The organism is Kitasatospora sp. Xyl93, assembly GCF_055383135.1.
This window is the reverse complement of the sequence record NZ_AP029185.1, coordinates 1863130-1882234: the sequence shown is the minus strand read 5'-3', so window position 1 is coordinate 1882234 and position 19105 is coordinate 1863130. Positions and strand designations below refer to the sequence as shown.

The following is a 19105-nucleotide window of genomic DNA, read 5'->3' as shown; positions in this document are numbered from 1 at the left end:
GCCTGACCGGACGCCATCGCCAGTGGACGCCATCGCCGGTGGACGTCGGCGCCCGTGGACGCCAGTCAGTCGGCGGGCGTCAGCCCGGGTACCCGATCTCCGCGAGGTCCTCGGCGAGCTCGTCGAGGTCGGTGTCCGGGTTGAGCGCCGCCACCACGGCCGGGGTGAGCGGGCGCAGCGCCAGGACGTGCTCGACCGCGGCGGGGTCCAGCGCCTGCTCCGGCTCGAAGTAGTCCTCGGCCCACGCCCGGTAGGCCTCGGCGGAGCCGTCCAGCAGCAGGTCGAAGAGGCGCTCCGCGCCGCGTTCGGCGGCCGCGCCGTGCCAGGCGTCGTCCCCGGGGGCGCGCCAGAAGCAGCGGGTGACCGTCGGCCCGTCCTCGTCCCCGAAGGCGGGCTCCTCGGCGAAGCGGCGGAACTCCTCCGGCACGGCCGCGAGCAGCTCCGGGGCGTTGGGCGCCTCGTGGTCGAAGCCGCGCCCGTAGGCGCCGACGGCGGAGAAGACCACGACCCAGTCGTCGCCCTGGCCGTTGCGCATCGAGGCCATCTCCTCGCCCTCGTCCCAGGCGGCGTCGAAGGAGTGGTAGCGCGACTCCCAGTCGTCCGGGCTGAGGATCGCGTCGAGCGTGGCCAGCGCGCGGCAGCGGTCGCGCAGGTCGGGGACGGCGGGCAGGTGGCTGAGCAGGTCGTTCATGGCGGCCATTCAACCCCGGCGGTCCGACAGCGCCGCGGCCGGGGCCGCCGCCGAGCCTCCCGGGGCCGCCGCCGAACGTCCCGGGCCCCGCCACCGGGAGCCTCCCGGCCCCGGCCCCGGCCTCAGCCTCGGGGCCCGCCCCCGCCCGTCCTACGCCCCGGGCTGCCGCCCCTTGCCCGGCGCCCCGGCGAAGGCCTGGGCGATCGGGAGCCAGGCGGTGGCGACCGGTCCGGTGGCGGTGAGCGCGAGGTCGTCCCGGTGCCGGCGCTGGGTCACCAGCAGGCAGAAGTCCACGGCCGGGCCGGCCACCACGTCCGGCGCCCCGGCCGGGCCGATGGACCAGGCCCCGCCGTCCGGCGCGGTCAGTTCGAGCCGGACCGGGTGCTCCGGTGCGGGCAGTCCGTGCAGCGTGAAGGCGAAGCCCAGGGTGCGCAGCCCCAGGTGGGCGATGTGCCGCAGCCGGTCGGTGGGCTCACGGGTGGCGCCGAGCGCGTCCGCGACGTCCTGGCCGTGCGCCCAGGTCTCCATCAGCCGGGCGGTCGCCATCGAGGCGGGCTTCATCGGCGGGCCGAACCAGGGCAGCCGGACGTCGGCCGGGGCGGCGGCGAGCGCGGCCAGCACCTGCGCCCGCCCGGCCCGCCAGCGGGCGAGCAGGGCCGCGGGTTCGGCGGCCGCACCCGCGCGGGCGCCCTCCTCGACCGGGTCGGCGCCGGCCGCCGGCAGCTCGGTGAAGCGCCCGCCGAGCGACGCGCCGAAGCCCTCCGGGTCGCGCGCGGCCAGGGCCGTCCAGTCGTCCGTCCAGGCCAGGTGGGCGATCTGGTGCGCCACCGTCCAGCCCTCGGCGGGCGTCGGGCGGGCCCAGTCCCCGGCCGGCAGCCCGGCGACCAGGTCGTCCAGCACCGCGCTCTCGGCCCGCAGGTCCGCCAGCAGCCCGCCCAGGACGTCACCCGGGGCGTTCGGGTCGGTCATCGCTCTTCCCTCCGGCATCTTCCCCTCCGACATGTTCCCCTCCGGCATCGACTTCTCCCTGCGGGCCCGGGCGGTCGCCGTCCGGCGGTTGCTACCCGCCGGTAGTGTCCCGGCGCACCCTACGCCCGCCCGGCCGCCGCCGTCCGCGACTCCACGGAACACGCATGTCAGGACTCTCGCCACCGGCCCCACCGCGTGTGACAATTCCGCGATGACCAGGGCTGCGGACCCCCACCTTGCGCAACCCGTCGACGGCGCTGTGCGGCCCGACGACCCCGAACTCGCCGCGCGCGCCGCCGAGCTGGTGCGGGACGCCGTGCTCGGCGACCTCGCCCGCCGGGTGGTGGCCGAGTGCGGCGCCGACGTCGGACTGGTCGGCGTGCCCGAGCCGCTGCCCGGGAGCCGCCCCGGCAGCGAGGGCATGGTGCTGCGCCACTGGGCCGGCACCCGGGCCGACCTGCTGCACGACGTGCCCGTCCCGGCCGGACTCGGCCTCGGCGGCCGGGCGCTCGCCGAGCGCGCGCCCACCTGGGTGCCCGACTACCGTGCGGCGACGAACATCTCGCACCACTACGACGCGGCCGTGGCCGCCGAGGACCTGTACGCGATGCTCACCGTCCCGCTGATGGACGGCGGCACCGTGCACGGCGTGGTGTACGCCTCGCTGCGCGCCGTCGTCCCGTTCGGGGACGTGCGGATCTCCGCGGTCGGCACGCTGGCGAAGGCGGCGGCCCGGGCACTCGCCGGGGCCGCCGCCTGGAACCGCGAACAGCCCCGGAAGGCGGCCCCCGTACCGCCGTTGACCCCGCGCGAGCACGAGGTGCTGCGCTGGGCGGCGACCGGCCGGACCAACCCGGAGATCGCCGCCCGACTGGGCCTGACCTGCAACACGGTGACGGGCTACCTCAAGTCCGCGATGCACAAGCTCGGTGTCCGCAACCGGACCGAACTCGCCCTCGCTGCGCGGGAGTCGGGGCTGGTCAGTTGACCTGGCGGTCCCGCCCGGCCCAGTACGGCTCGCGCAGCCGGAACTTCTGCAGCTTCCCGGTGGCGGTGCGCGGCAGGGCGTCCCGGAACTCCACCGTGGTGGGCGACTTGTAGCCGGCCAGCCGCTGCTTGCAGTGCGCGATCAACTCGGCCTCGGTGACCGCCTGGTGGCCCTCCCGGAGCACCACCAGCGCCTTCACCGTCTCGCCCCACTTCTCGTGCGGCACGCCGATCACCGCCGCCTCGGCGACCGCCGGGTGGTCGTACAGGCAGTCCTCCACCTCGATCGAGGAGACGTTCTCCCCGCCGCTGATGATGACGTCCTTCTTGCGGTCGGAGATGGTCAGCAGGCCGTCCGTGAGGGTGCCGCCGTCACCGGTGTGGAACCAGTCGTCCCGTAGCGCCTCGGCCGTGGCCCCGGGCTGCTGCCAGTAGCCGTCCAGCACGGTGTTGGAGCGCACCAGCACCTCGCCCTGGGCGTCCACCCGCAGCCGGGTGCCGAGCGCCGGGGCGCCCGCCTGCACCAGCTTCTCGGCCCGCTCGGCGGCCGGCAGCGCGTCCCACTCGGCCCGCGAGCGGTTGACCGTGACCACCGGGGAGGTCTCGGTCAGGCCGTAGAGCTGCATGAACTCCCAGCCCAACTGCTCCTCGACCTGCTGCACCACCGAGGTCGGCGGCGGGGCGCCGGCCACGATCATCCGCACCCGGTCCCGGCCGGGCACCGGGCCGTCCCAGTCGGCGGCCGCGTCCAGCACCATCTGGACCACGGCGGGCGCGCCGGACAGGAAGGTCACCCCGTGCCGCTCGACCCGGCGCAGGATCTCCGCGCCGTCCACCTTGCGCAGCACGATGTGCCGGGCGCCCAGGCCGGTGAGCGAGTACGGCAGGCCCCAGCCGTTGGCGTGGAACATCGGCAGGGTGTGCAGGTAGACGTCCCGGTCGCCGGCGCCGTAGTGCAGGGCCATCACCGTCGCGTTCAGCCAGATGTTGCGGTGGGTGAGCTGAACGCCCTTGGGGCGGGCGGTGGTTCCGCTGGTGTAGTTGATGGTGGCGGTGTCGTTCTCGGCCACCGCGTACTGCCGGGGTGTGCCGTCGAAGTCGTACAGCACGGCGTCGCTGTCGGCGCCGAGCACGAACTTGTGCTTGGCCACCACCCCGCTCAGCGAGTCGGCGATCTCCGGGTCGACCAGCAGCACGGAGGCGCCGCTCTGCTCGACGATGTACGACACCTCCTCGGCCCTCAGCCGGAAGTTCACCGGCACCAGCACCCGGCCGTACCCGCTCACCCCGAAGAAGGAGGTCAGCAGCCGGGCCGAGTTGTGCGAGACGATCGCGACCCGTTCGCCCGGCCCGACGCCGAGCCGGTCCAGCCCGGCGGCCTGGGCCCGGGCCAGCTCGGCGATCCGGCGGTAGCTCAGCTCGCCCCAGGATTCGGCCGGCTGCACCGGCTCGTCGACGATGCCGACCCGGTCGCCGTAGACCAGCTCGGCCCGGTCGAGGAAGTCCATCACGGAGAGTGGAATCTGCATGGGGCCACTGTCCTCTCCCGGTCGCGCCCTGCACACCCCCGATCGGGGGTGTCACCCGTCCGCGTGAGGACCGGCGGCGGGCGGCGCCACCGCGGGCGGCCCGGCCTCGTACGGCCCGGCCTCGCGCGACCCTTCCGCGGGCACCCCGGCCGCCGCCAGAGCCGCCACCAGCCGGTCCCGGGCCTCGGTCTGGGCGGCGATCCGGCGCTCCAGCACCGCCAGCCGCTCCCGGGCGATCCCCAGCACCCGCTCGGACGGCCGGACCGCCAGCACGTCCCCGTCCAGGCAGCCCAGCAGCGGCCGGAGGTCCTCCAGGGTGAGCCCGGCGGCCACCAGCGCGCGGATGTTGCGCACCCGGACGACCGCCGACTCGTCGTACTCGCGGTAGCCGTTCGGCGCGCGGTCGGAGTCGATCAACCCGGCCTGCTCGTAGTGCCGCAGGGCCCGGGCGGTACTGCCCGTCCGGGCCGCCAGCTCACCGATCCGCACCGCCATCCGTCCCCTCCCGGTCAGCCCACCAGCGCGCCGCCGTCCACCGACAACACTACGCCGGTCACGAACGAGGCCTGCGGCGAGGCGAGTTGGGTGATCGCCCAGGCCACCTCCGCCGGCCGGCCGATCCGGCCCAACGGGGTGTGCTCGATCTGCCACTTCCGGATCGCTGCCCGCTGCTCGGGGCCGTACCCGGAGTGGTCGCCGATCGGGGTGTCGATCGCCCCGGGCGCCACCGCCACCACCCGGATGCCGCGCGGTGCCAGTTCCACCGCCCAGCTGCGGGTGACCGTCTCCAGCGCCGCCTTGCTCGCCGCGTACACCGAGTTGCTCGGCCAGCCGCGCTGCCCGACGGCGGTGCTGACGTTGACCACCACGCCCCGGCTCCGCTCCAGCGCGGGCAGCGCGGCCTGCCCGAGCAGCACCGGGGCGACCAGGTTGGTGGCCAGCAGCGCCTCGACGCCCGTACGGTCGAAGCCGCCGATGCTCTGCCGGTCCTGCACGATTGCCGCGTTGTTGACCAGCACGTCCAGCCGTCCGAACCGCTCCAGCGCCACCCGGACGATCTCCTCCGGCGCCCCCGGCCCGGTCACGTCCGCGGCCAGCGGCTCGATCAGCGCGGGGAACGCGGCCGCCGTCTCCTCCAGCGGCTCGAACCGCCGCCCCACCGCCAGCACCCGCGCCCCCTCGGCGGCGAAGGCCCGCGCGGTCTCCCGCCCGATCCCCGTCCCGGCCCCCGTGACCACCACGACCCTGCCCCGCGTCCCGCTCTCATCGCTCATGGGCCCCACCCTCCAACCCTGCCGCCAACGTCAGGGTCAAGCGGGAACCCCGCCCTTCCGCCACCGGAGCCCGCCCCTCCGCGACCGGAGCCCGCCTCGCCCGGCGACGGGAGCCCCCGCCCCGCCTGCCGAACCTGCCGCTCCGCTTGCTGAGCCCGCCGCGAACAGGGCCCGAAGCCCCGCCGCCCGCCACCTCCGACTGCTAGGAAGGGGGCCAACGCACGGTCCACCCACGGGGAGCACACCCATGAACGACCCACGGCCCGACACCACGCTCTACGAGGCCGTCGGCGGCATCGACGTCCTGCGCCGGCTCAGCCACACCTTCTACCGGGGCGTCCTCGCCGACCCCCTGCTCGCCCCGGTCTTCGCCGGCTTCACCCCGACCCACATCGAGCGGGTCGCGGTCTGGCTGGCCGAGGTCTTCGGCGGCCCGACCGGCTACACCGACGAACTGGGCGGCCACCAGGCGCTGCTCCGCGTCCACCTCGGCCTGGCCATCACCGAGGAGCAGCGGCTGCGCTGGATGGAGCTGATGGCCGAGGCCGTCCGCGCGGAGCTGCCCGAGGACGAACTGCTCCGCCGCCGGGTGCTGGAGTACTTCGACTGGGGCACCCGGATCGCCGAGGACGTCTCCGCCTCCCCGGCCGGCACCGACCTCGGCGAGCCCGGCCCGACCCCGCGCTGGGGCTGGGAGGGCCTCAAGTGACCGCCGCCGCGGCCCCGGTGGCCGACGGCCTGCTGCTGCGCCCCTTCGAGGACGCCGACGCGCCCGCGCTGATCGAGGCCTACCGGGACGAGACCCTGCGCCGCTTCACCCTCACCCCGGTGGACGACGCCGAGCAGGCCGCGCACTGGCTGCGCCTCCAGGAGGAGGGCCGGGCGGCCGGCACCCGGTACTCCTTCGCCGTCCTGGACGCCGGCGAGCTGGTGGGCAACGTGGTGCTCAAGCGCGGCGCCCCGGGCGGGGAGACGGCCGAGGTGGGCTACTGGACGGCCGGCCCGGCCCGCGGCCGGGGCGTGGCCCCGCGCGCGGTGGAGGCCCTCACCGCCTGGGCCTTCGCCGCCTTCGCCGAGGACGGCCTGCGGCGGATCGACCTGCTGCACGAGGGCGACAACCACGCCTCCTGCCGGGTCGCGGAGAAGAGCGGCTACGCGTTCACGGAGATCGTCCCGGCCTTCCCGCCGTATCCGCGGGACGGCCACCGGCACTCCCGGAAAAGGCTGGACGGATCCGATCGGCGCAGGTGAGAGTAGGCCCATGGCTTCTCTGGTACGACACGTGACGATCGACTGCGCCGATCCGTACGCCCTCGCCGGCTTCTGGGCCGAGGCCCTGGAGGGCACCGTGAGCGAGGACGACAACCCGGGTGACGACGAGGTCCTGGTGGACTCCGCCGGCGCCTCGCTGCTCTTCATCCGGGTGCCCGAGGGCAAGTCGGCGAAGAACCGGGTGCACCTCGACCTCCAGCCGCAGGACCGCGGTCGGGACGAGGAGGTGGCCCGCCTGGTCGTCCTGGGCGCGACCGTGCTGGCGGACCGCCGCACCCCGGACGGCAAGGGCTGGGTGACCCTGGCCGACCCGGAGGGCAACGAGTTCTGCGTCGAGCGCAGCCAGGCCGAGCGGGCCGCCACCGAGGGCGCCTGACCGACCGGTCAGTCCGGCCACTCGCCCACGGCCGCCCGCCAGGTCCACGAGGACCTGCGCGGGCGGCCGTTCAGTTCCGCGCGCCCGGTGCACCAGAGCAGGACCTCCGCGGGGTGGGCGGCCGGCTCCCGCGGCGCGTCCGGGAAGAGCCGGTCGAGCGCGAAGCGGCACGGTCCGGCCGGCGGTCGCCAGGCCAGGCCGAGGCCGCTGGTGATGTCGTGGGTGTGCAGCAGGGTCTCGGCGACGCCCATCGCGGCGAAGCCGAGCGGCTCGCAGGGGCCGTGGTGGTAGGCGCGCAGCTCGGGCGGGGCGGCGTCCAGGGCGGTGGCGAGCAGGTGCCCGGCGGCGGTGACGACGGTGAGCACCTGGGCCGGGTCCGCCTCGGGGCGCACGGTGAGGTCCAGCGGCAGGTAGCGGTCTCGGGGGCGGGCGGCGAGCTGGCCGGCGTAGGCGAGCAGGTCGTGGGCGATGTGGGCGGCGGTGTCGCGGCAGCTCCACTCCAGGAGTCCGGCGGTCACGTCCCAGTCGCGGTCCCCGGTGTGCGGGGCGAGGACCGCCAGCGAGGCGTCCAGGGCGGTTCGTACGGGGTCGCCGTTGCGCATGATCACTCCTTCGACGGAACGTCACACGATAGGCCCAACGCCCGGGCCCGCGCCGGGAGTCCGTCCGATAATCGACCCTGTCCGACGTGTTCCGTCCGGTCGCCGGCACCCCCGCCGCGCGAGCCCCCAGGCAGGCAGGTACCCATGGCCAGAATCGCCGTGATCGGCGCCAACGGCACCATCGGCAGCGCCGTCGTCGCCGAGGCGGCGGCGCGCGGGCACGAGGTCACGGCCGTGGTCCGCGACCCGGACCACTACCGGGGCGCGGCCGCCTCCGTGGAGCGCGGGGACGTGCTGGTCCCGGCGGACGTGACCCGGGTGGCGGGCGGCCAGGACGTGCTGGTGAGCGCCGTCGGCGGCGGCGACGGCCCGGGCCACCTGGCGCTGATCGAGCCCGCCGCCCGCTCCCTGGTCGAGGGCCTGCGCGCGCTGGGCGACGCGGCGCCCCGGCTGGTCGCGGTCGGCGGCGCGGGCAGCCTGGAGACCGCGCCGGGCGTGCGGGTCTGGGACGCCCCGGGCCTGCCGGAGCCGGTCCGCCAGATCATGCACGCCCACGGCGAGGCGCTGGACTACTACCGGACGGTCTCCGACCTGCGCTGGACGGTGCTCAGCCCGGCCGCCGAGATCGGCCCGGGGGAGCGGACCGGCCGCTACCGCACCGGCCTGGAGCAGCTGCTCACCGACGCCGAGGGGCGCAGCCGGATCACGGTGCCGGACTACGCGGTCGCCCTGGTGGACGAGATCGAGCAGCCCGAGCACATCGGCGAGCGCTTCACCTGCTGTTCCGCCTGAGGACCGGGCGGGCCGCGGGAGGGCCTCCGGGAGGTGTGAGCGCCGGGTCGCGCGGGGTCAGCCCAGCTGGATCGAGCGCTTGGCCAGGCCCATCCAGAACCCGTCGATGACGCTGCGCTGGCTGTCCAGGTCGGCCTCGCCGGCGCCGAGGGTGACGAACAGCGGGGCGAAGTGCTCGGTGCGCGGGTGGGCGAGGCGCCCGGCCGGGGCCTTGTGCTCGAAGTCGAGCAGGGCGTCCAGGTCGTGGGCCTCCAGGGCGCGCCGGCCCCAGTCGTCGAACTCGGCCATCACCGAGGTGACCCGGCCGTCGGCGCTGAGCGCCCGCAGGTTGTGGGTGAAGAAGCCGCTGCCGACGATCAGCACGCCCTCGTCGCGCAGCGGGGCGAGCCTGCGGCCGATCTCCATCAGCCGCTGCGGGTCGAGGGTGGGCAGCGAGACCTGGAGCACCGGGACGTCGGCGTCCGGGTACATCTCCACCAGCGGGACGTACGCGCCGTGGTCGAGCCCCCGGTCGGGGATGTCCTGGACGGGCGTGCCGGGGGCGCGCAGCAGCTTGCGCACGCGCTCGGCGAGCTCCGGCGCGCCGGGGGCGGCGTACCGGACCCGGTAGTAGTGCTCGGGGAAGCCCCAGAAGTCGTACACCAGCGGGAGGGTGGTGACGGCGCCGAGGGCGAGCGGGGCCTCCTCCCAGTGGGCGGAGACCATGAGGACGGCCTTGGGCCGGGGCAGGTCGGCGGACCAGGCGGCCAGCTCGCCCGGCCAGATCGGGTCGTCGGCCAGCGGCGGAGCGCCGTGCGACAGGTACAGGGCGGGCATGCGCTCGGGGGCCGCGGTGCTCATGGCGTCCTCCTCGGGACCGTTCGACCGGATGGGCGGTGGGCGATTGGCAGGTAGTTCAAATTTGAACGTCTACTGCGGTCGACGGTACACCTTCGTTCGAATTTGAACAACAGGAGTAGGCTTCAGCCATGTCCTCTCTGAACGAACCCCGCTGGCTGGACCCGGACGAGGCGGCCGCCTGGCGGGGCTTCGTGGTCGCGAGCAACCTGCTGAACCGGCGGCTGGAACGCCAGCTCAAGGAGGACTCCGGGCTCTCCCACCAGCAGTACGAGATCCTGGTGCACCTGTCCGCCGCCCCCGGCGACTCGCTGCGGATGACCGAACTCGCCGACAAGCTGGTCACCTCCAAGAGCGGCCTGACCTACCAGGTCACCCAGCTGGAGCGGGCCGGCCTGGTCGCCCGCCGCTCCTGCCCCAGCGACGTGCGCGGCGTCATCGCCGAACTCACCGACCAGGGGCGGGAGACGCTGCGCCGGGCCGCGCCCGGACACGTCGCCCTGGTGCGCGAGCTGCTGATCGACGTGCTCACCCGCGAGCAGCTCGCGGTCCTCGCCGAGGGCCTCGGCGCGGTCAGTGCCCGGCTGCGCCTGGAGGACGTCTGACGTCCGCCCCGCTCACGCCGGGCGAGGCCCACCGTCCGACTCCACGGCCACCTCGACCGCCCCGCCGCCTGACGCCCCGGCGCCGCCCCACGGGTCTGCCGCCCGAAGCCCGCCGCCGCACGCCGGAAGGGGCCGGACGGTGGTCCGAAAACACTCGCCGGAGCCGGGTTTCCATGCCAACATGCCCCATATGGGGACGATTCTGCACGGCACCTTGGTCACGCTCCGCCCGGCCACCGGCGAGGACATCCCGGCACTGGCGGCCATCCGCGGCACGCCCGAGGTGTTCGCCCGCTGGCGCGGCGGCGACGACCTGGCCGGCGAGGTCGCCAACGACCTGGAATCGCCCGGTACCGAGACCTTCGCGATCGACCTCGGCGGCCAGGTGGTCGGCGCCATCCAGTGGTACGCCAACAACGACGACGAGTACCGGCACGCCGGGATGGACCTCTACCTCGATCCGACGGTGCACGGCCTGGGCCTGGGCACCGACGCCGTGCGCACGATGGCCCGGCATCTGGTGCACGACCACCACTACCACCGGCTGGTGATCGACCCGGCCGCGGACAACCTCGCCGCGATCCGCTGCTACACCAAGGTCGGCTTCCGCACCGTCGGCACCATGCGCCAGTACGAGCGCGGGCCGGACGGCACCTGGCACGACAACGTGCTGATGGACCTGCTCGCGGACGAACTGCTCGAAGGCTGACGCCCGGGCCGCGCCGGTACCGGCCCCGCGCCGGCCGGGCGTCAGGTCCGGTGGGCCCCGGTCCCGGCCCTGTGCCGGCCCGACACCAGTTCCGGCGGCCCCGGCGTCAGTCCCGCGCCGCGGCCGGCGGGCAGCCGCAGGAGCGCCGGACCACCAGCCGGGCCGGGAAGGTGCGGGCGCCCCGGGCGCGGCGCTCCGGCCCGCCGAGGACGAGCTCCAGCGCGGCGCGCGCCATCTCGTCCTGCGCCGTGGTGACGGTGGTCAGCGCGGGCCCGGCGATCACCGCCTCGGCGATGTCGTCGAAGCCGGCCACCGCGAGGTCCTCCGGGACCCGGATGCCGAGGTCGTCGGCGGCCCGCAGCAGGCCGATCGCCTGGTCGTCCGTCGCGCAGAACACGGCGGACGGCCGGTCGGGCCGGGCGAGCAGGGCGAGCGCCTCGGCGTGCGCCCGGACCCGGTCGAACGGTGCCGGGGTGAGCCGTCCCCCGGTGGGCAGTCCGGCCTCCTCCAGCGCGGCGACCCAGCCGGCCGTCCGCCCGGTGACCGGGTCGTGCGGGCTGAGCGCGCGGGTGCCGCCGAAGCAGTGCACCTCGGCGTGCCCGTGCCCGAGCAGGTGGCGGACCACCTCGCGGGCGCCGCCCTCGTCGTCCGCGACCACGGCGACGCCGTCGGTGCTCTCCGCCCGGTGGTGCAGCAGCACCACCGGGGTGCCGTCGGCCACGTCGAAGCCGGTCAGCCCGGGGGTCGCCGGGTCCTGGGTGACCAGGATCAGACCGTCCACCTGCATCCCGAGGAAGGCGCGGATGTAGTGCGCCTCGCGCTCGTCGGCGTAGTCGGAGTTGCCGATCAGCAGCAGCCGGCCGTGCTCGGCGGCGGCCTGCTCGACGGCGTGGGCGAGCCCGGCGAAGAACGGCTGGCGGGCGTCCGGCACGACCATCCCGAGCAGGTCGGTCCGCCGCCGGGCCATCGCCTGGGCGACCCGGTTCGGCCGGTAGCCGAGCTCCTCGACCGCCGCGAGCACCCGCGCCCGGGTCGCCGGCGCCACCGGCCGCGGCCCGTCGTTGATCACATAACTCACGACCGCCGTGGACGTCCCCGCCGCCCGCGCCACATCGTCCCGCGTCACCCTCGCCATGACCGTTGAGCCTACACAGCCCCTCCGACCAGCCCGTTTGCCGAGGCCCCGGCCGCCCGGAGGGTGGCGGGACAGGTCCACGCCCCGCCCGGCGGCCCGCCCGTGGGCCCGCACCCATGGTGTGGGCACAGGCCAGGGGGACTTGGCGACGATTGCGGCGCTGCGCGAGACCAGCATCGTGATCGCCGCGCTGATCGCCGCCGTGGTGTTCCGCGAGGGCCTCGGCCGGCTGCGGCTGACGGCGGCGTTCATCGTGCTGGGCGGGATCGCCGTCCTGGAACTCGCCCGCCCCTGAGGCGCCGGGGCGCGGGCGAGCTCCGGCGGTTCCGGTCAGCCCGCGTCGGGGACGACGACCGTCAGCGAGGTCTCCTGGAGCACGAAGTCCAGTGCCTCGTACACCCGGCGGGCCGGGTTGCCCTCGGAGACCACCAGGGTCACGTCGGCGAGCCCGCGCTCGGCGGCGTCCCCGAGCGTCCGGCGCAGCAGGTCGGCGCCGAGGCCGCGGTAGCCGCGCTCCGGGTGGCGGAAGACGTCGGCGACCCAGGGCCGGCCGTCGCGGTCGGTGAGGACCAGCCCGGCGACCACGCGGTCCTCCGCGTCCACGGCGAGCACGCTGGACGGCAGCACCGGGCCGATGACCTTGCCCGCGAGCAGGGGAGCGAGCCGCTCGGCCAGCACCCGGGCGTCCTCGCCCGGGTAGTGGTCGACGTGGCCGGCGGGGAAGGCGGCCCGCCAGCCCTCGTACAGCTCCTCGGGCGCGCGGTCGCAGGGCACCGCCCGCAGGCCCTCGCGCAGCGGGGCCCCGGCCCAGTCGGCGGGCGGGGGATCGGCGCGCAGGTCGCGGCGGAAGGTGTGGGCGTGCCGCAGCACCCGCGCGCCCTGCGCCACCAGCTCCCGGCCGAGCCCGGGAGCGCCGGAGACCACCCAGCCGGGCAGCTCGGCCCGGATGAACGCGGCGGCGTCCACCGACTCGTCCAGGACCTCCAGCAGGTCGGCCCAGGGCCGGCCCTCCCGCTCGTCCAGCACGTAGCGCAGCACCGGCTCGCCGTCGGCACCCCGCCTGACCACCCAGTCCTCGGCCATGGCCCACCCCACAATCTCGCGGTCGGATCCCGCGGTCGTCCGTCGGCGGCCATGCTCACCGAGGGCCTGCCGTCCGGCAACCGGTTATTCCGGTCCGCCGGCGCGGGGTCCCCGGACGGAGCTCCCGGCATGGGCCCCGTCGTGGGGTACCGGCGCGGTGTCAGCGTCGTGGGATCACCGGCGCCGGTCCACCGGTGCCGGTCGCCAGGCCCGGGCGCGCCCCCCGGGTCAGGCCACCACCGCGGCCCGGACGCAGAGCACGTCCGGCAGGTGGGAGATCAGCAGCGACCAGCTCTCGCCCTCGTCCCGGCTGCCGTACACGTCGCCGGTCCGGTTGCCGAAGTAGATCCCGGCCGGGTCGGCGTCGTCGGTGCGCAGGGCGTCGCGCAGCACGATGCCGTAGTGGTCCTCGCCGGGCAGGCCCTGGGCGAGCTGCTGCCAGCTGGTGCCGCCGTCGGTGGTGCGGAAGACCCGGCAGCGGCGGCCGGGCGGGATGCGGTCGTCCGAGCCGCCGAGCGGGAAGAGGTAGGCGGTGTCCGCCCGGCGCGGGTGGGCGGCCACGGCGAAGCCGAACTCGGCGGGCAGCCCGTCCACGATCGACTGCCAGCTGCCGCCCCAGTCGTCGCTGCGGTAGACGCCGCCGTGGTTCTGGAGGTAGAGCCGGTCCGGGTGGACCGGGTCCGCGGCGATCTTGTGCACGCACTGGCCGAACTCGGGGTACTGGCTCTCCTCCGGGAAGAACTCGGCGCGCAGGCCGGTGTTGGAGGGCTGCCAGCTGTCGCCGCCGTCCTTGCTGCGGTAGACGCCGCCGCTGGAGACGGCGATCAGCAGCCGCTGCGGGTCGCGCGGGTCGGTCAGGACGGTGTGCAGGCCCTGGCCGCCGTAACCGGCTCCCCACTGCGGCCGCTGGGGGTGGTTCCAGAGCGGCTCGACCAGCGCGAAGGTCTCGCCGCCGTCGGTGGAGCGGAACAGCGCGGCCGGCTCGGTGCCCGCGTAGACGACGCCGGGGGCCTCCGCGCCGGCGGGCTGGAGCTGCCAGACCCGGGTGAGCGAGGCGCCGGTGGACTCCGGGAAGCGGATGGCCGGCTGCGGCGGCTCGAACCAGCTCTCGCCGAGGTCGTCGGAGCGCCAGATCGAGGGCCCCCAGTGGCTGCTGTCGGCGCCGACCAGCACTCTGGTCCGGCCGTCGCGGCGGTCGATCGAGACGGAGTAGATCGCGTTCATCGGGAAGTGCGGCCCGCTGAACTCCCACGTCAGCCGGTCGCGGCTGCGGCCGAGGAAGAGGCCCTTCTCGGTTCCGACCGCCAACAGCACCTCGGACATGCCACACACCACCTGGTCACGAGTACGGCCCCCCGGGACGCCCCCGACTGCCAGTGTCCCGCCGTCCACCGGTGGTCACATCTCGCCGCGCCGGTCACCCGGGAGGCCGACATCCGTTCGAGGGGCCGCCCGTTCGGGTCGAGGGGCCGCCCGTTCGCGGCCGGGGGCCGCCCCCGTTCGGGGTCAGCCCCGGCAGTCCTCCAGCAGCCGCAGCCAGACCTCGCTGATCGTCGGGTACGCGGGCACCGCGTGCCAGAGCCGGTCGATCGGGACCTCGCCGACCACCGCGACGGTGGCCGAGTGCAGCAGCTCGGCCACCCCGGGGCCGACCAGGCAGGCGCCGACGATCAACTGCCGGTCCAGGTCGAAGACCACCCGGGCCCGGCCGCGGTAGTCGTCGCCGTAGAGCGAGGCCCCGGCGACGGAACCGATCTCGTGGTCGACGGTCTTCACCCGCAGTCCGGCCTCCTCGGCGGCGGCCCGGGTCAGACCGACGGCGGCGACCTCGGGCTGGGTGAACACCACCTGGGGAGCGCCCGCGAGGTCGGCGGACGCGGCGTGCGCGCCCCAGCGCGAGGTGTCCAGCGGGCGCCCCTGGGCGCGGGCGGCGATCGCGGCGCCGGTGATCCGGGCCTGATACTTGCCCTGGTGGGTGAGCAGCGCCCGGTGGTTGACGTCCCCGGCGGCGTAGAGCCACTCGCCGCCCTCGCCGTCCGCCCCGTCCACGTTGAGCACCGTGCAGCTGTCGTCCACCTCCAGCCAGTCGCCCGGCTTCAGGCCGACCTGCTCCAGCCCGATGTCGGCGGTGCGCGGTGCCCGGCCGGTCGCGTACAGCACCTCGTCGACGGTCAGCGTCCCGCCGCCGTCGAGGGTGAGGGTCACCGGCCCGGAGCCGTCCGCCCGCTCCAGCGCGGTGACCTCGGTGCCGAAGCGGAGGTCCACCCCGGCCGCCCGCAGGCCCTCCGCGACCAGCTCGCCCGCGAACGGCTCCATCCGCGGCAGCAGCCCGTCACCGCGCACCAGCAGCACCACCTCGGAGCCGAGCGCCCGCCAGGCGGCGGCCATCTCCACCCCGACCACCCCGCCGCCGACCACCGCCAGCCGCCCGGGGACGGACTGCGAGCCGGTCGCCTCCCGGTTGGTCCACGGGTGGGCCTCGGCGAGCCCCGGCACGTGCGCGGGCAGCACCGGTCGGCTGCCGGTGCACACCGCGACGGCGTGCCGGGCGGTGAGCACCCGCTCGCTGCCGTCCTCGGCCTCCACCGTCACCGTCCGCACGCCGGCCAGCCGGCCGTGGCCGCGGACCAGCTCGATGCCGGTGTCCCGCAGCCACTGCACCTGGCCGTCGTCCTGCCAGTCGGAGGCGAAGGAGTTCCGCCGGGCGAGCACCGCGGCCGGGTCCAGCCGCCGGTCGCCGACCGCCTCGCGGGAGCCGGCCACCGCACGGGCGTCGGCCAGCGCGGCCACCGGCCGCAGCAGCGCCTTGCTGGGCATGCAGGCCCAGTAGGAGCACTCGCCGCCGACCAGCTCGGCCTCCACGATCACGGTGCGCAGCCCGGCGGCGACCGTCCGGTCGGCCACGTTCTCGCCGGTCGGGCCGGCCCCCAGGACGATGACGTCGTACTCCTCGGCGGTGCTGGTCATGCCCGGTCCTCCGTCGTCTCGATGGCCGCCCCGGTCCGTGGGGCGGCGGTGGCGGGTGTGCGCTCGCGGTTGTCGTGCGGTCGGACGTGCCGGTCCGCGGCCGGCCCACCGGTCGGTCCGCCCGGCGGGGCGGCCCTCCGGGAGCTCGGGCCGCGGCCGCCGCCGTTCCCGTTCCCGTACCCGTACCCGAGCCTGAACCGGACCGCCTGCCGCGGCCACTTCTCCCGCTCGTGGCGCAGCCGTGGGGTGACCACGGTGCGGGAGCCGGGCGGGGTGCCCGGCGGGGCACCCCGCCCCGCACCGCCGTCCGACCGGAACTCCGGTCCGGAGTCCGGCGGTTCGGTACGGCTGGGCTGCTCGCGCACGGGTGCTCGCTCTTCGCTCGGGTACGGCGTGGGCCCCATCCTGCCGGTCCGGGCGCGCTCGCGCGACGGACGGACATGCCGAGGGCGCCGTCGGAACACCGCCGGACGCGGACGGGACAGTCCCGGGGCCGGTGGCGGCCGGGAGCGGCGGCCGGTGACGGCGGCCCGAGCGGCGGACGCGCCACCGGACGGACCGCCGGGCTCAGAGCGCGGCGAGCTCCGCCAGCACCGCCGCCGTGTCGGCCGGGCGGGAGAACATCGGCCAGTGCCCGGTGGGCAGTTCGCGCAGCTCCCAGTTCGGCCCGGACATCCCGGCGAAGTACGGGTGCCCGGCGGCGATCAGCTCGCGCACCTGGGACAGCGGGAAGGAGCAGGAGACCAGCGCCTGCGGCAGCGCGGCCCCGGCACCGGTCAGCCGCAGCCGGTCCCGGTACACCCCGGCCGGGTGCGGGGTGGCGCGGGAGCGGACGCGGGCGAGGGTGGCCTCGTCCAGCCCGGCCACGCTCGCGCCGTGCTCCGCCAGGAACTCCCAGGACGGCATCGGCAGACGGCCGTCGACCACCGAGGCCTCGGCCGCCCGCTGGTAGTCGGGCTGCCAGACGTCGAAGAGCGCAGAGCCGTCGATCAGCGGGCCGCTGTCCAGGTAGACCACCCGGCGGATCCGCTCCGGCAGCCGGTCCGCGAGCCCGCCGACCGGGGCGCAGGCGCCGCTGTGCGCCACCACGACGACGTCCGACAGGTCCTCCCGGACCAGCAGCCCGGCGAGGTCGGCGATGTGGTCCTCCAATCCGAACTCGCCTTCCTCACCCGTGCGTTCGGCCACTCCGGGCAGGCTGACGGCGTACACCCGGTGGCCGTCCGCGCGCAGCGCTTCGGCGACCTCGTCCCAGGCCCAGGCGCCGATCCAGAAACCGGGGACCAGTACGAACGTGCTCATGGCGGATCACTCCATTCGTCGGTGGGGATGTCGCGGAGGCCTCGGCGAGCCGGGACGAGCCGAGCCGGCGGGCCGGTCGAGCCCCGGCATGCTTCGACGGCCTCGACGGGCCCGCGGAGGGCATCGCCCCGGTGGGGCCTCCTTCACCGCCGACTCTAGGATCGGATCCGGACAGAAGTCGCCCGGATTTCCCCCGCGTCGCCGCCGGGCGCCCGGAAGGACCTCAGGAAACGGCACGGACGCGGCACGGAGAGCGGCACGGGCCGGTACGGAAAGCGGCGGGGCCGGCCACGAAGAGCGGCGCGGAGACGGAGAGGAGCACGCGGTGGAGCACCCGGTCAGCCGCGTCCTCGCCCTGCTGGAACTGCTCCAGGACCGCCCCGGCCTGACCGGCGCCGAACTGGCCGCCCGGCTGGACGTGGACGAGCGCACCGTCCGCCGCTACGCCGCCCGGCTGGCCGAACTCGGCATCCCCGTCCAGGCCGACCGGGGCCGCTACGGGGGCTACCGCCTGCGGCCCGGCTACCGGCTGCCGCCACTGATGCTCAACCCGGACGAGGCCGCCTCCGTGGTGCTCGGCCTGCTGGCCGGCCGCAGCTCCGGCCTGTCGGTGGGGGAGGGGGCCACCGAGACCGCCCTCGCCAAGATCCAGCGGGTCCTGCCGCCGCCGCTGCGCGAACGCGTCTCCGCCGTCGAACAGACCCTCGGTCTCACCGCCCTCCCCGCCACCGGACCCGGCCCGGCCGCCGCCGCGCTGTTCACCCTGGCCGAGGCGGCCCGCCGGCGGCGCCGGGTGCGGCTCTCCTACCGGGACCGCGAGGACCGGCCCAGCGAGCGCGAGTTCGACCCGTACGGGCTGGTCTTCCACTCCGGGCGCTGGTACACCACCGGGCTCGACCACCGCAGCGGCGAGCCGCGCACCTTCCGGCTGGACCGGATCACCCGGGTCGAGCAGGGCGAGACCGGCTTCGAGCCGCCCGAGGACTTCGACCCGGTCCAGCGGGTGGTGGAGTCACTGGCCGGGGTGCCCTGGCGGCACCGGGTCGAGGTGGAGCTGGAGACCACCCTCGCCGAGGCCCGCCGCCGGCTGCCGCCCGCCGTCGGCACGCTGACCGGACTCGCCGAGGATCGGGTGCTGCTGCGGGCCCGGGCGCAGAACCTGGACGGCGTCGCGGTGCTGCTGGCCGGGCTGGGGTGGCCGTTCACCGTCCGGGAGCCCGCCGCGCTGCGCGCCGAGGTACGGGCGCTCGCGGCCCGGCTCGCCGCCTGGGGCGCCGACCCCGACTGACGCCCGGAGCCCGGGCGCGGCGGCCACGCGCGGGGGCCGACAGGAGGCCGGGAACGGCGAGGGCCCGGGGAGACGATGCTCCCCGGGCCCTCGGACGTCCGGATCAGGCCTGGCCGCCGGCCGCCTGCTCCTCGGCGACCTTGCGCTTCACCTCGGCCATGTCCAGGCCGCGGGCCTGGCCGATCAGGTCCTCGAACACCGCCTCCGGCAGCGCTCCGGGCTGCGAGAAGACGAGCACGCCCTCACGGATGATCGCCAGTGTCGGGATCGACTGGATGTCGAACGCGGCGGCCAGCTCCTGCTGCGCCTCGGTGTCCACCTTGGCGAAGACCAGGTCCGAGTGGCGCTCGGCCGCCTTCTCGTACACCGGGGCGAACTGGCGGCACGGCCCGCACCACCCGGCCCAGAAGTCGATGAAGACGAAGTCCTTGCCCTCCGGGCCCGGGACGATCTCGTCGAAGTTCTCCTTGGTCAGCTCGACCGTGCTGCTCATCTCGCGCTTCCTTCCCTTCCGGAGGTGGCGGTCCGGGCCGGTTCGGGCCTGGTGCCCGCCACAACGGCCCCGGTCGGCGGGGTATTCCGGACGGGGTGCCGGTAGTCCCGGCGTCCGGGATCGAGCAGCCGGCGGCCGCCGCCCGTACAGGAGGGTGTCCGGTCCGTCCCGATCCATTCCCCCGCGCGGGAGGC

The 19105-nt window shown here is 75.8% G+C and carries 22 protein-coding genes; 9 read left to right on the top strand and 13 right to left on the bottom strand.

Going from position 1 to position 19105, the window contains the following annotated elements:
* Positions 1 to 79: 79 nt before the first annotated feature.
* Positions 80 to 691: a hypothetical protein gene (locus tag ACZ5GH_RS07995; protein ID WP_464333795.1), complete on the bottom strand. Its 612-nt coding sequence runs from the start codon at positions 689 to 691 to the stop codon at positions 80 to 82.
* Positions 692 to 841: 150 nt separating this feature from the next.
* On the bottom strand, positions 842 to 1660 hold the full coding sequence (locus tag ACZ5GH_RS07990) for a TIGR03084 family metal-binding protein (RefSeq protein ID WP_464333794.1): 819 nt from the start codon (positions 1658 to 1660) through the stop codon (positions 842 to 844).
* A gap of 211 nt (positions 1661 to 1871) precedes the next feature.
* On the opposite strand from ACZ5GH_RS07990, the gene ACZ5GH_RS07985 reads away from it, so the two are divergent.
* Positions 1872 to 2648: a helix-turn-helix transcriptional regulator gene (locus tag ACZ5GH_RS07985; RefSeq protein WP_387758239.1), complete on the top strand. Its 777-nt coding sequence runs from the start codon at positions 1872 to 1874 to the stop codon at positions 2646 to 2648.
* Here ACZ5GH_RS07985 and ACZ5GH_RS07980 read toward each other — a convergent pair.
* Genes ACZ5GH_RS07980 through ACZ5GH_RS07970 form a run of 3 tightly spaced genes read right to left on the bottom strand, consistent with a single transcriptional unit; the run spans position 2641 to position 5450 of the window.
* Positions 2641 to 4176: an AMP-binding protein gene (locus ACZ5GH_RS07980; RefSeq protein ID WP_387758241.1), complete on the bottom strand. Its 1536-nt coding sequence runs from the start codon at positions 4174 to 4176 to the stop codon at positions 2641 to 2643. The two genes, ACZ5GH_RS07985 and ACZ5GH_RS07980, sit on opposite strands and share 8 nt — an antisense overlap.
* A 51-nt stretch (positions 4177 to 4227) precedes the next feature.
* Positions 4228 to 4665, bottom strand: a complete 438-nt coding sequence (locus tag ACZ5GH_RS07975) for a MerR family transcriptional regulator (protein ID WP_387758323.1) — start codon at positions 4663 to 4665, stop codon at positions 4228 to 4230.
* Positions 4666 to 4685: 20 nt separating this feature from the next.
* Entirely contained in the window at positions 4686 to 5450 is a 765-nt protein-coding gene (locus ACZ5GH_RS07970) for an SDR family NAD(P)-dependent oxidoreductase (RefSeq protein WP_387758243.1), read from the bottom strand.
* A 247-nt stretch (positions 5451 to 5697) separates the two neighbouring features.
* Here ACZ5GH_RS07970 and ACZ5GH_RS07965 point away from each other — a divergent pair, with 247 nt between their 5' ends.
* Genes ACZ5GH_RS07965 through ACZ5GH_RS07955 form a run of 3 tightly spaced genes read left to right on the top strand, consistent with a single transcriptional unit; the run spans position 5698 to position 7098 of the window.
* Positions 5698 to 6159 (top strand): group II truncated hemoglobin, encoded by a 462-nt coding sequence (locus tag ACZ5GH_RS07965; protein WP_464333793.1) that lies wholly within the window; start codon positions 5698 to 5700, stop codon positions 6157 to 6159.
* Positions 6156 to 6701, top strand: coding sequence for a GNAT family N-acetyltransferase (locus ACZ5GH_RS07960; RefSeq protein ID WP_464333792.1), 546 nt, complete (start codon positions 6156 to 6158; stop codon positions 6699 to 6701). The genes ACZ5GH_RS07965 and ACZ5GH_RS07960 overlap by 4 nt, the downstream gene beginning before the upstream one ends.
* Positions 6702 to 6711: 10 nt before the next feature.
* A complete protein-coding gene (locus ACZ5GH_RS07955) occupies positions 6712 to 7098 on the top strand; it encodes a VOC family protein (RefSeq protein ID WP_387758248.1) in 387 nt (128 codons plus the stop codon).
* Between the two features lie 8 nt (positions 7099 to 7106).
* On the opposite strand, the gene ACZ5GH_RS07950 is transcribed toward ACZ5GH_RS07955, so the two are convergent.
* Positions 7107 to 7700 carry a maleylpyruvate isomerase N-terminal domain-containing protein gene (locus ACZ5GH_RS07950; protein ID WP_464333791.1) on the bottom strand — a complete coding sequence of 198 codons (594 nt, stop codon included), beginning with the start codon at positions 7698 to 7700 and terminating at the stop codon, positions 7107 to 7109.
* A gap of 144 nt (positions 7701 to 7844) precedes the next feature.
* On the opposite strand from ACZ5GH_RS07950, the gene ACZ5GH_RS07945 reads away from it, so the two are divergent.
* Entirely contained in the window at positions 7845 to 8492 is a 648-nt protein-coding gene (locus ACZ5GH_RS07945) for an NAD(P)-dependent oxidoreductase (RefSeq protein ID WP_387758251.1), read from the top strand.
* 57 nt (positions 8493 to 8549) lie between these two features.
* On the opposite strand, the gene ACZ5GH_RS07940 is transcribed toward ACZ5GH_RS07945, so the two are convergent.
* Complete coding sequence (locus tag ACZ5GH_RS07940) at positions 8550 to 9332, bottom strand: dioxygenase family protein (RefSeq protein ID WP_387758253.1); 783 nt, start codon at positions 9330 to 9332, stop codon at positions 8550 to 8552.
* A gap of 137 nt (positions 9333 to 9469) precedes the next feature.
* Here ACZ5GH_RS07940 and ACZ5GH_RS07935 point away from each other — a divergent pair, with 137 nt between their 5' ends.
* Complete coding sequence (locus ACZ5GH_RS07935; RefSeq protein ID WP_464336804.1) at positions 9470 to 9934, top strand: MarR family winged helix-turn-helix transcriptional regulator; 465 nt, start codon at positions 9470 to 9472, stop codon at positions 9932 to 9934.
* A gap of 190 nt (positions 9935 to 10124) precedes the next feature.
* Positions 10125 to 10643 carry a GNAT family N-acetyltransferase gene (locus tag ACZ5GH_RS07930; protein WP_387758255.1) on the top strand — a complete coding sequence of 173 codons (519 nt, stop codon included), beginning with the start codon at positions 10125 to 10127 and terminating at the stop codon, positions 10641 to 10643.
* 106 nt (positions 10644 to 10749) lie between these two features.
* On the opposite strand, the gene ACZ5GH_RS07925 is transcribed toward ACZ5GH_RS07930, so the two are convergent.
* A complete protein-coding gene (locus tag ACZ5GH_RS07925; RefSeq protein ID WP_464333790.1) occupies positions 10750 to 11778 on the bottom strand; it encodes a LacI family DNA-binding transcriptional regulator in 1029 nt (342 codons plus the stop codon).
* 142 nt (positions 11779 to 11920) lie between these two features.
* On the opposite strand from ACZ5GH_RS07925, the gene ACZ5GH_RS07920 reads away from it, so the two are divergent.
* Complete coding sequence (locus ACZ5GH_RS07920; RefSeq protein ID WP_464333789.1) at positions 11921 to 12073, top strand: hypothetical protein; 153 nt, start codon at positions 11921 to 11923, stop codon at positions 12071 to 12073.
* Positions 12074 to 12108: 35 nt separating this feature from the next.
* Here the strand turns inward: ACZ5GH_RS07920 and ACZ5GH_RS07915 are convergent, their stop codons facing one another.
* From ACZ5GH_RS07915 to ACZ5GH_RS07900, 4 genes are all read right to left on the bottom strand, one after another.
* Positions 12109 to 12861, bottom strand: coding sequence for a GNAT family N-acetyltransferase (locus ACZ5GH_RS07915; protein WP_464333788.1), 753 nt, complete (start codon positions 12859 to 12861; stop codon positions 12109 to 12111).
* A 228-nt stretch (positions 12862 to 13089) separates the two neighbouring features.
* A complete protein-coding gene (locus ACZ5GH_RS07910) occupies positions 13090 to 14184 on the bottom strand; it encodes a WD40/YVTN/BNR-like repeat-containing protein (RefSeq protein ID WP_387758263.1) in 1095 nt (364 codons plus the stop codon).
* A 183-nt stretch (positions 14185 to 14367) separates the two neighbouring features.
* Positions 14368 to 15828, bottom strand: coding sequence for a dihydrolipoyl dehydrogenase family protein (locus tag ACZ5GH_RS07905; protein WP_387758264.1), 1461 nt, complete (start codon positions 15826 to 15828; stop codon positions 14368 to 14370).
* A 567-nt stretch (positions 15829 to 16395) separates the two neighbouring features.
* Positions 16396 to 17130 (bottom strand): alpha/beta fold hydrolase, encoded by a 735-nt coding sequence (locus ACZ5GH_RS07900; protein WP_387758266.1) that lies wholly within the window; start codon positions 17128 to 17130, stop codon positions 16396 to 16398.
* Positions 17131 to 17455: 325 nt separating this feature from the next.
* Between ACZ5GH_RS07900 and ACZ5GH_RS07895 the strand changes: the two genes are divergently transcribed.
* Entirely contained in the window at positions 17456 to 18418 is a 963-nt protein-coding gene (locus ACZ5GH_RS07895) for a helix-turn-helix transcriptional regulator (protein WP_387758268.1), read from the top strand.
* Positions 18419 to 18521: 103 nt separating this feature from the next.
* Here the strand turns inward: ACZ5GH_RS07895 and ACZ5GH_RS07890 are convergent, their stop codons facing one another.
* Positions 18522 to 19088: a thioredoxin family protein gene (locus tag ACZ5GH_RS07890; RefSeq protein WP_464333787.1), complete on the bottom strand. Its 567-nt coding sequence runs from the start codon at positions 19086 to 19088 to the stop codon at positions 18522 to 18524.
* Between the last annotated feature and the right edge of the window lie 17 nt (positions 19089 to 19105).

What these genes read in the sequence shown, in the direction of transcription:
- ACZ5GH_RS07995 (WP_464333795.1), bottom strand. Translation starts at nt 691, where the DNA reads ATGAACGACCTGCTCAGCCACCTGCCCGCCGTCCCCGACCTGCGCGAC.
- ACZ5GH_RS07990 (WP_464333794.1), bottom strand. Translation starts at nt 1,660, where the DNA reads ATGACCGACCCGAACGCCCCGGGTGACGTCCTGGGCGGGCTGCTGGCG.
- ACZ5GH_RS07985 (WP_387758239.1), top strand. Translation starts at nt 1,872, where the DNA reads ATGACCAGGGCTGCGGACCCCCACCTTGCGCAACCCGTCGACGGCGCT.
- ACZ5GH_RS07980 (WP_387758241.1), bottom strand. Translation starts at nt 4,176, where the DNA reads ATGCAGATTCCACTCTCCGTGATGGACTTCCTCGACCGGGCCGAGCTG.
- ACZ5GH_RS07970 (WP_387758243.1), bottom strand. Translation starts at nt 5,450, where the DNA reads ATGAGCGATGAGAGCGGGACGCGGGGCAGGGTCGTGGTGGTCACGGGG.
- ACZ5GH_RS07965 (WP_464333793.1), top strand. Translation starts at nt 5,698, where the DNA reads ATGAACGACCCACGGCCCGACACCACGCTCTACGAGGCCGTCGGCGGC.
- ACZ5GH_RS07955 (WP_387758248.1), top strand. Translation starts at nt 6,712, where the DNA reads ATGGCTTCTCTGGTACGACACGTGACGATCGACTGCGCCGATCCGTAC.
- ACZ5GH_RS07950 (WP_464333791.1), bottom strand. Translation starts at nt 7,700, where the DNA reads ATGCGCAACGGCGACCCCGTACGAACCGCCCTGGACGCCTCGCTGGCG.
- ACZ5GH_RS07945 (WP_387758251.1), top strand. Translation starts at nt 7,845, where the DNA reads ATGGCCAGAATCGCCGTGATCGGCGCCAACGGCACCATCGGCAGCGCC.
- ACZ5GH_RS07940 (WP_387758253.1), bottom strand. Translation starts at nt 9,332, where the DNA reads ATGAGCACCGCGGCCCCCGAGCGCATGCCCGCCCTGTACCTGTCGCAC.
- ACZ5GH_RS07930 (WP_387758255.1), top strand. Translation starts at nt 10,125, where the DNA reads ATGGGGACGATTCTGCACGGCACCTTGGTCACGCTCCGCCCGGCCACC.
- ACZ5GH_RS07925 (WP_464333790.1), bottom strand. Translation starts at nt 11,778, where the DNA reads ATGGCGAGGGTGACGCGGGACGATGTGGCGCGGGCGGCGGGGACGTCC.
- ACZ5GH_RS07915 (WP_464333788.1), bottom strand. Translation starts at nt 12,861, where the DNA reads ATGGCCGAGGACTGGGTGGTCAGGCGGGGTGCCGACGGCGAGCCGGTG.
- ACZ5GH_RS07910 (WP_387758263.1), bottom strand. Translation starts at nt 14,184, where the DNA reads ATGTCCGAGGTGCTGTTGGCGGTCGGAACCGAGAAGGGCCTCTTCCTC.
- ACZ5GH_RS07905 (WP_387758264.1), bottom strand. Translation starts at nt 15,828, where the DNA reads ATGACCAGCACCGCCGAGGAGTACGACGTCATCGTCCTGGGGGCCGGC.
- ACZ5GH_RS07900 (WP_387758266.1), bottom strand. Translation starts at nt 17,130, where the DNA reads ATGAGCACGTTCGTACTGGTCCCCGGTTTCTGGATCGGCGCCTGGGCC.
- ACZ5GH_RS07890 (WP_464333787.1), bottom strand. Translation starts at nt 19,088, where the DNA reads ATGGATCGGGACGGACCGGACACCCTCCTGTACGGGCGGCGGCCGCCG.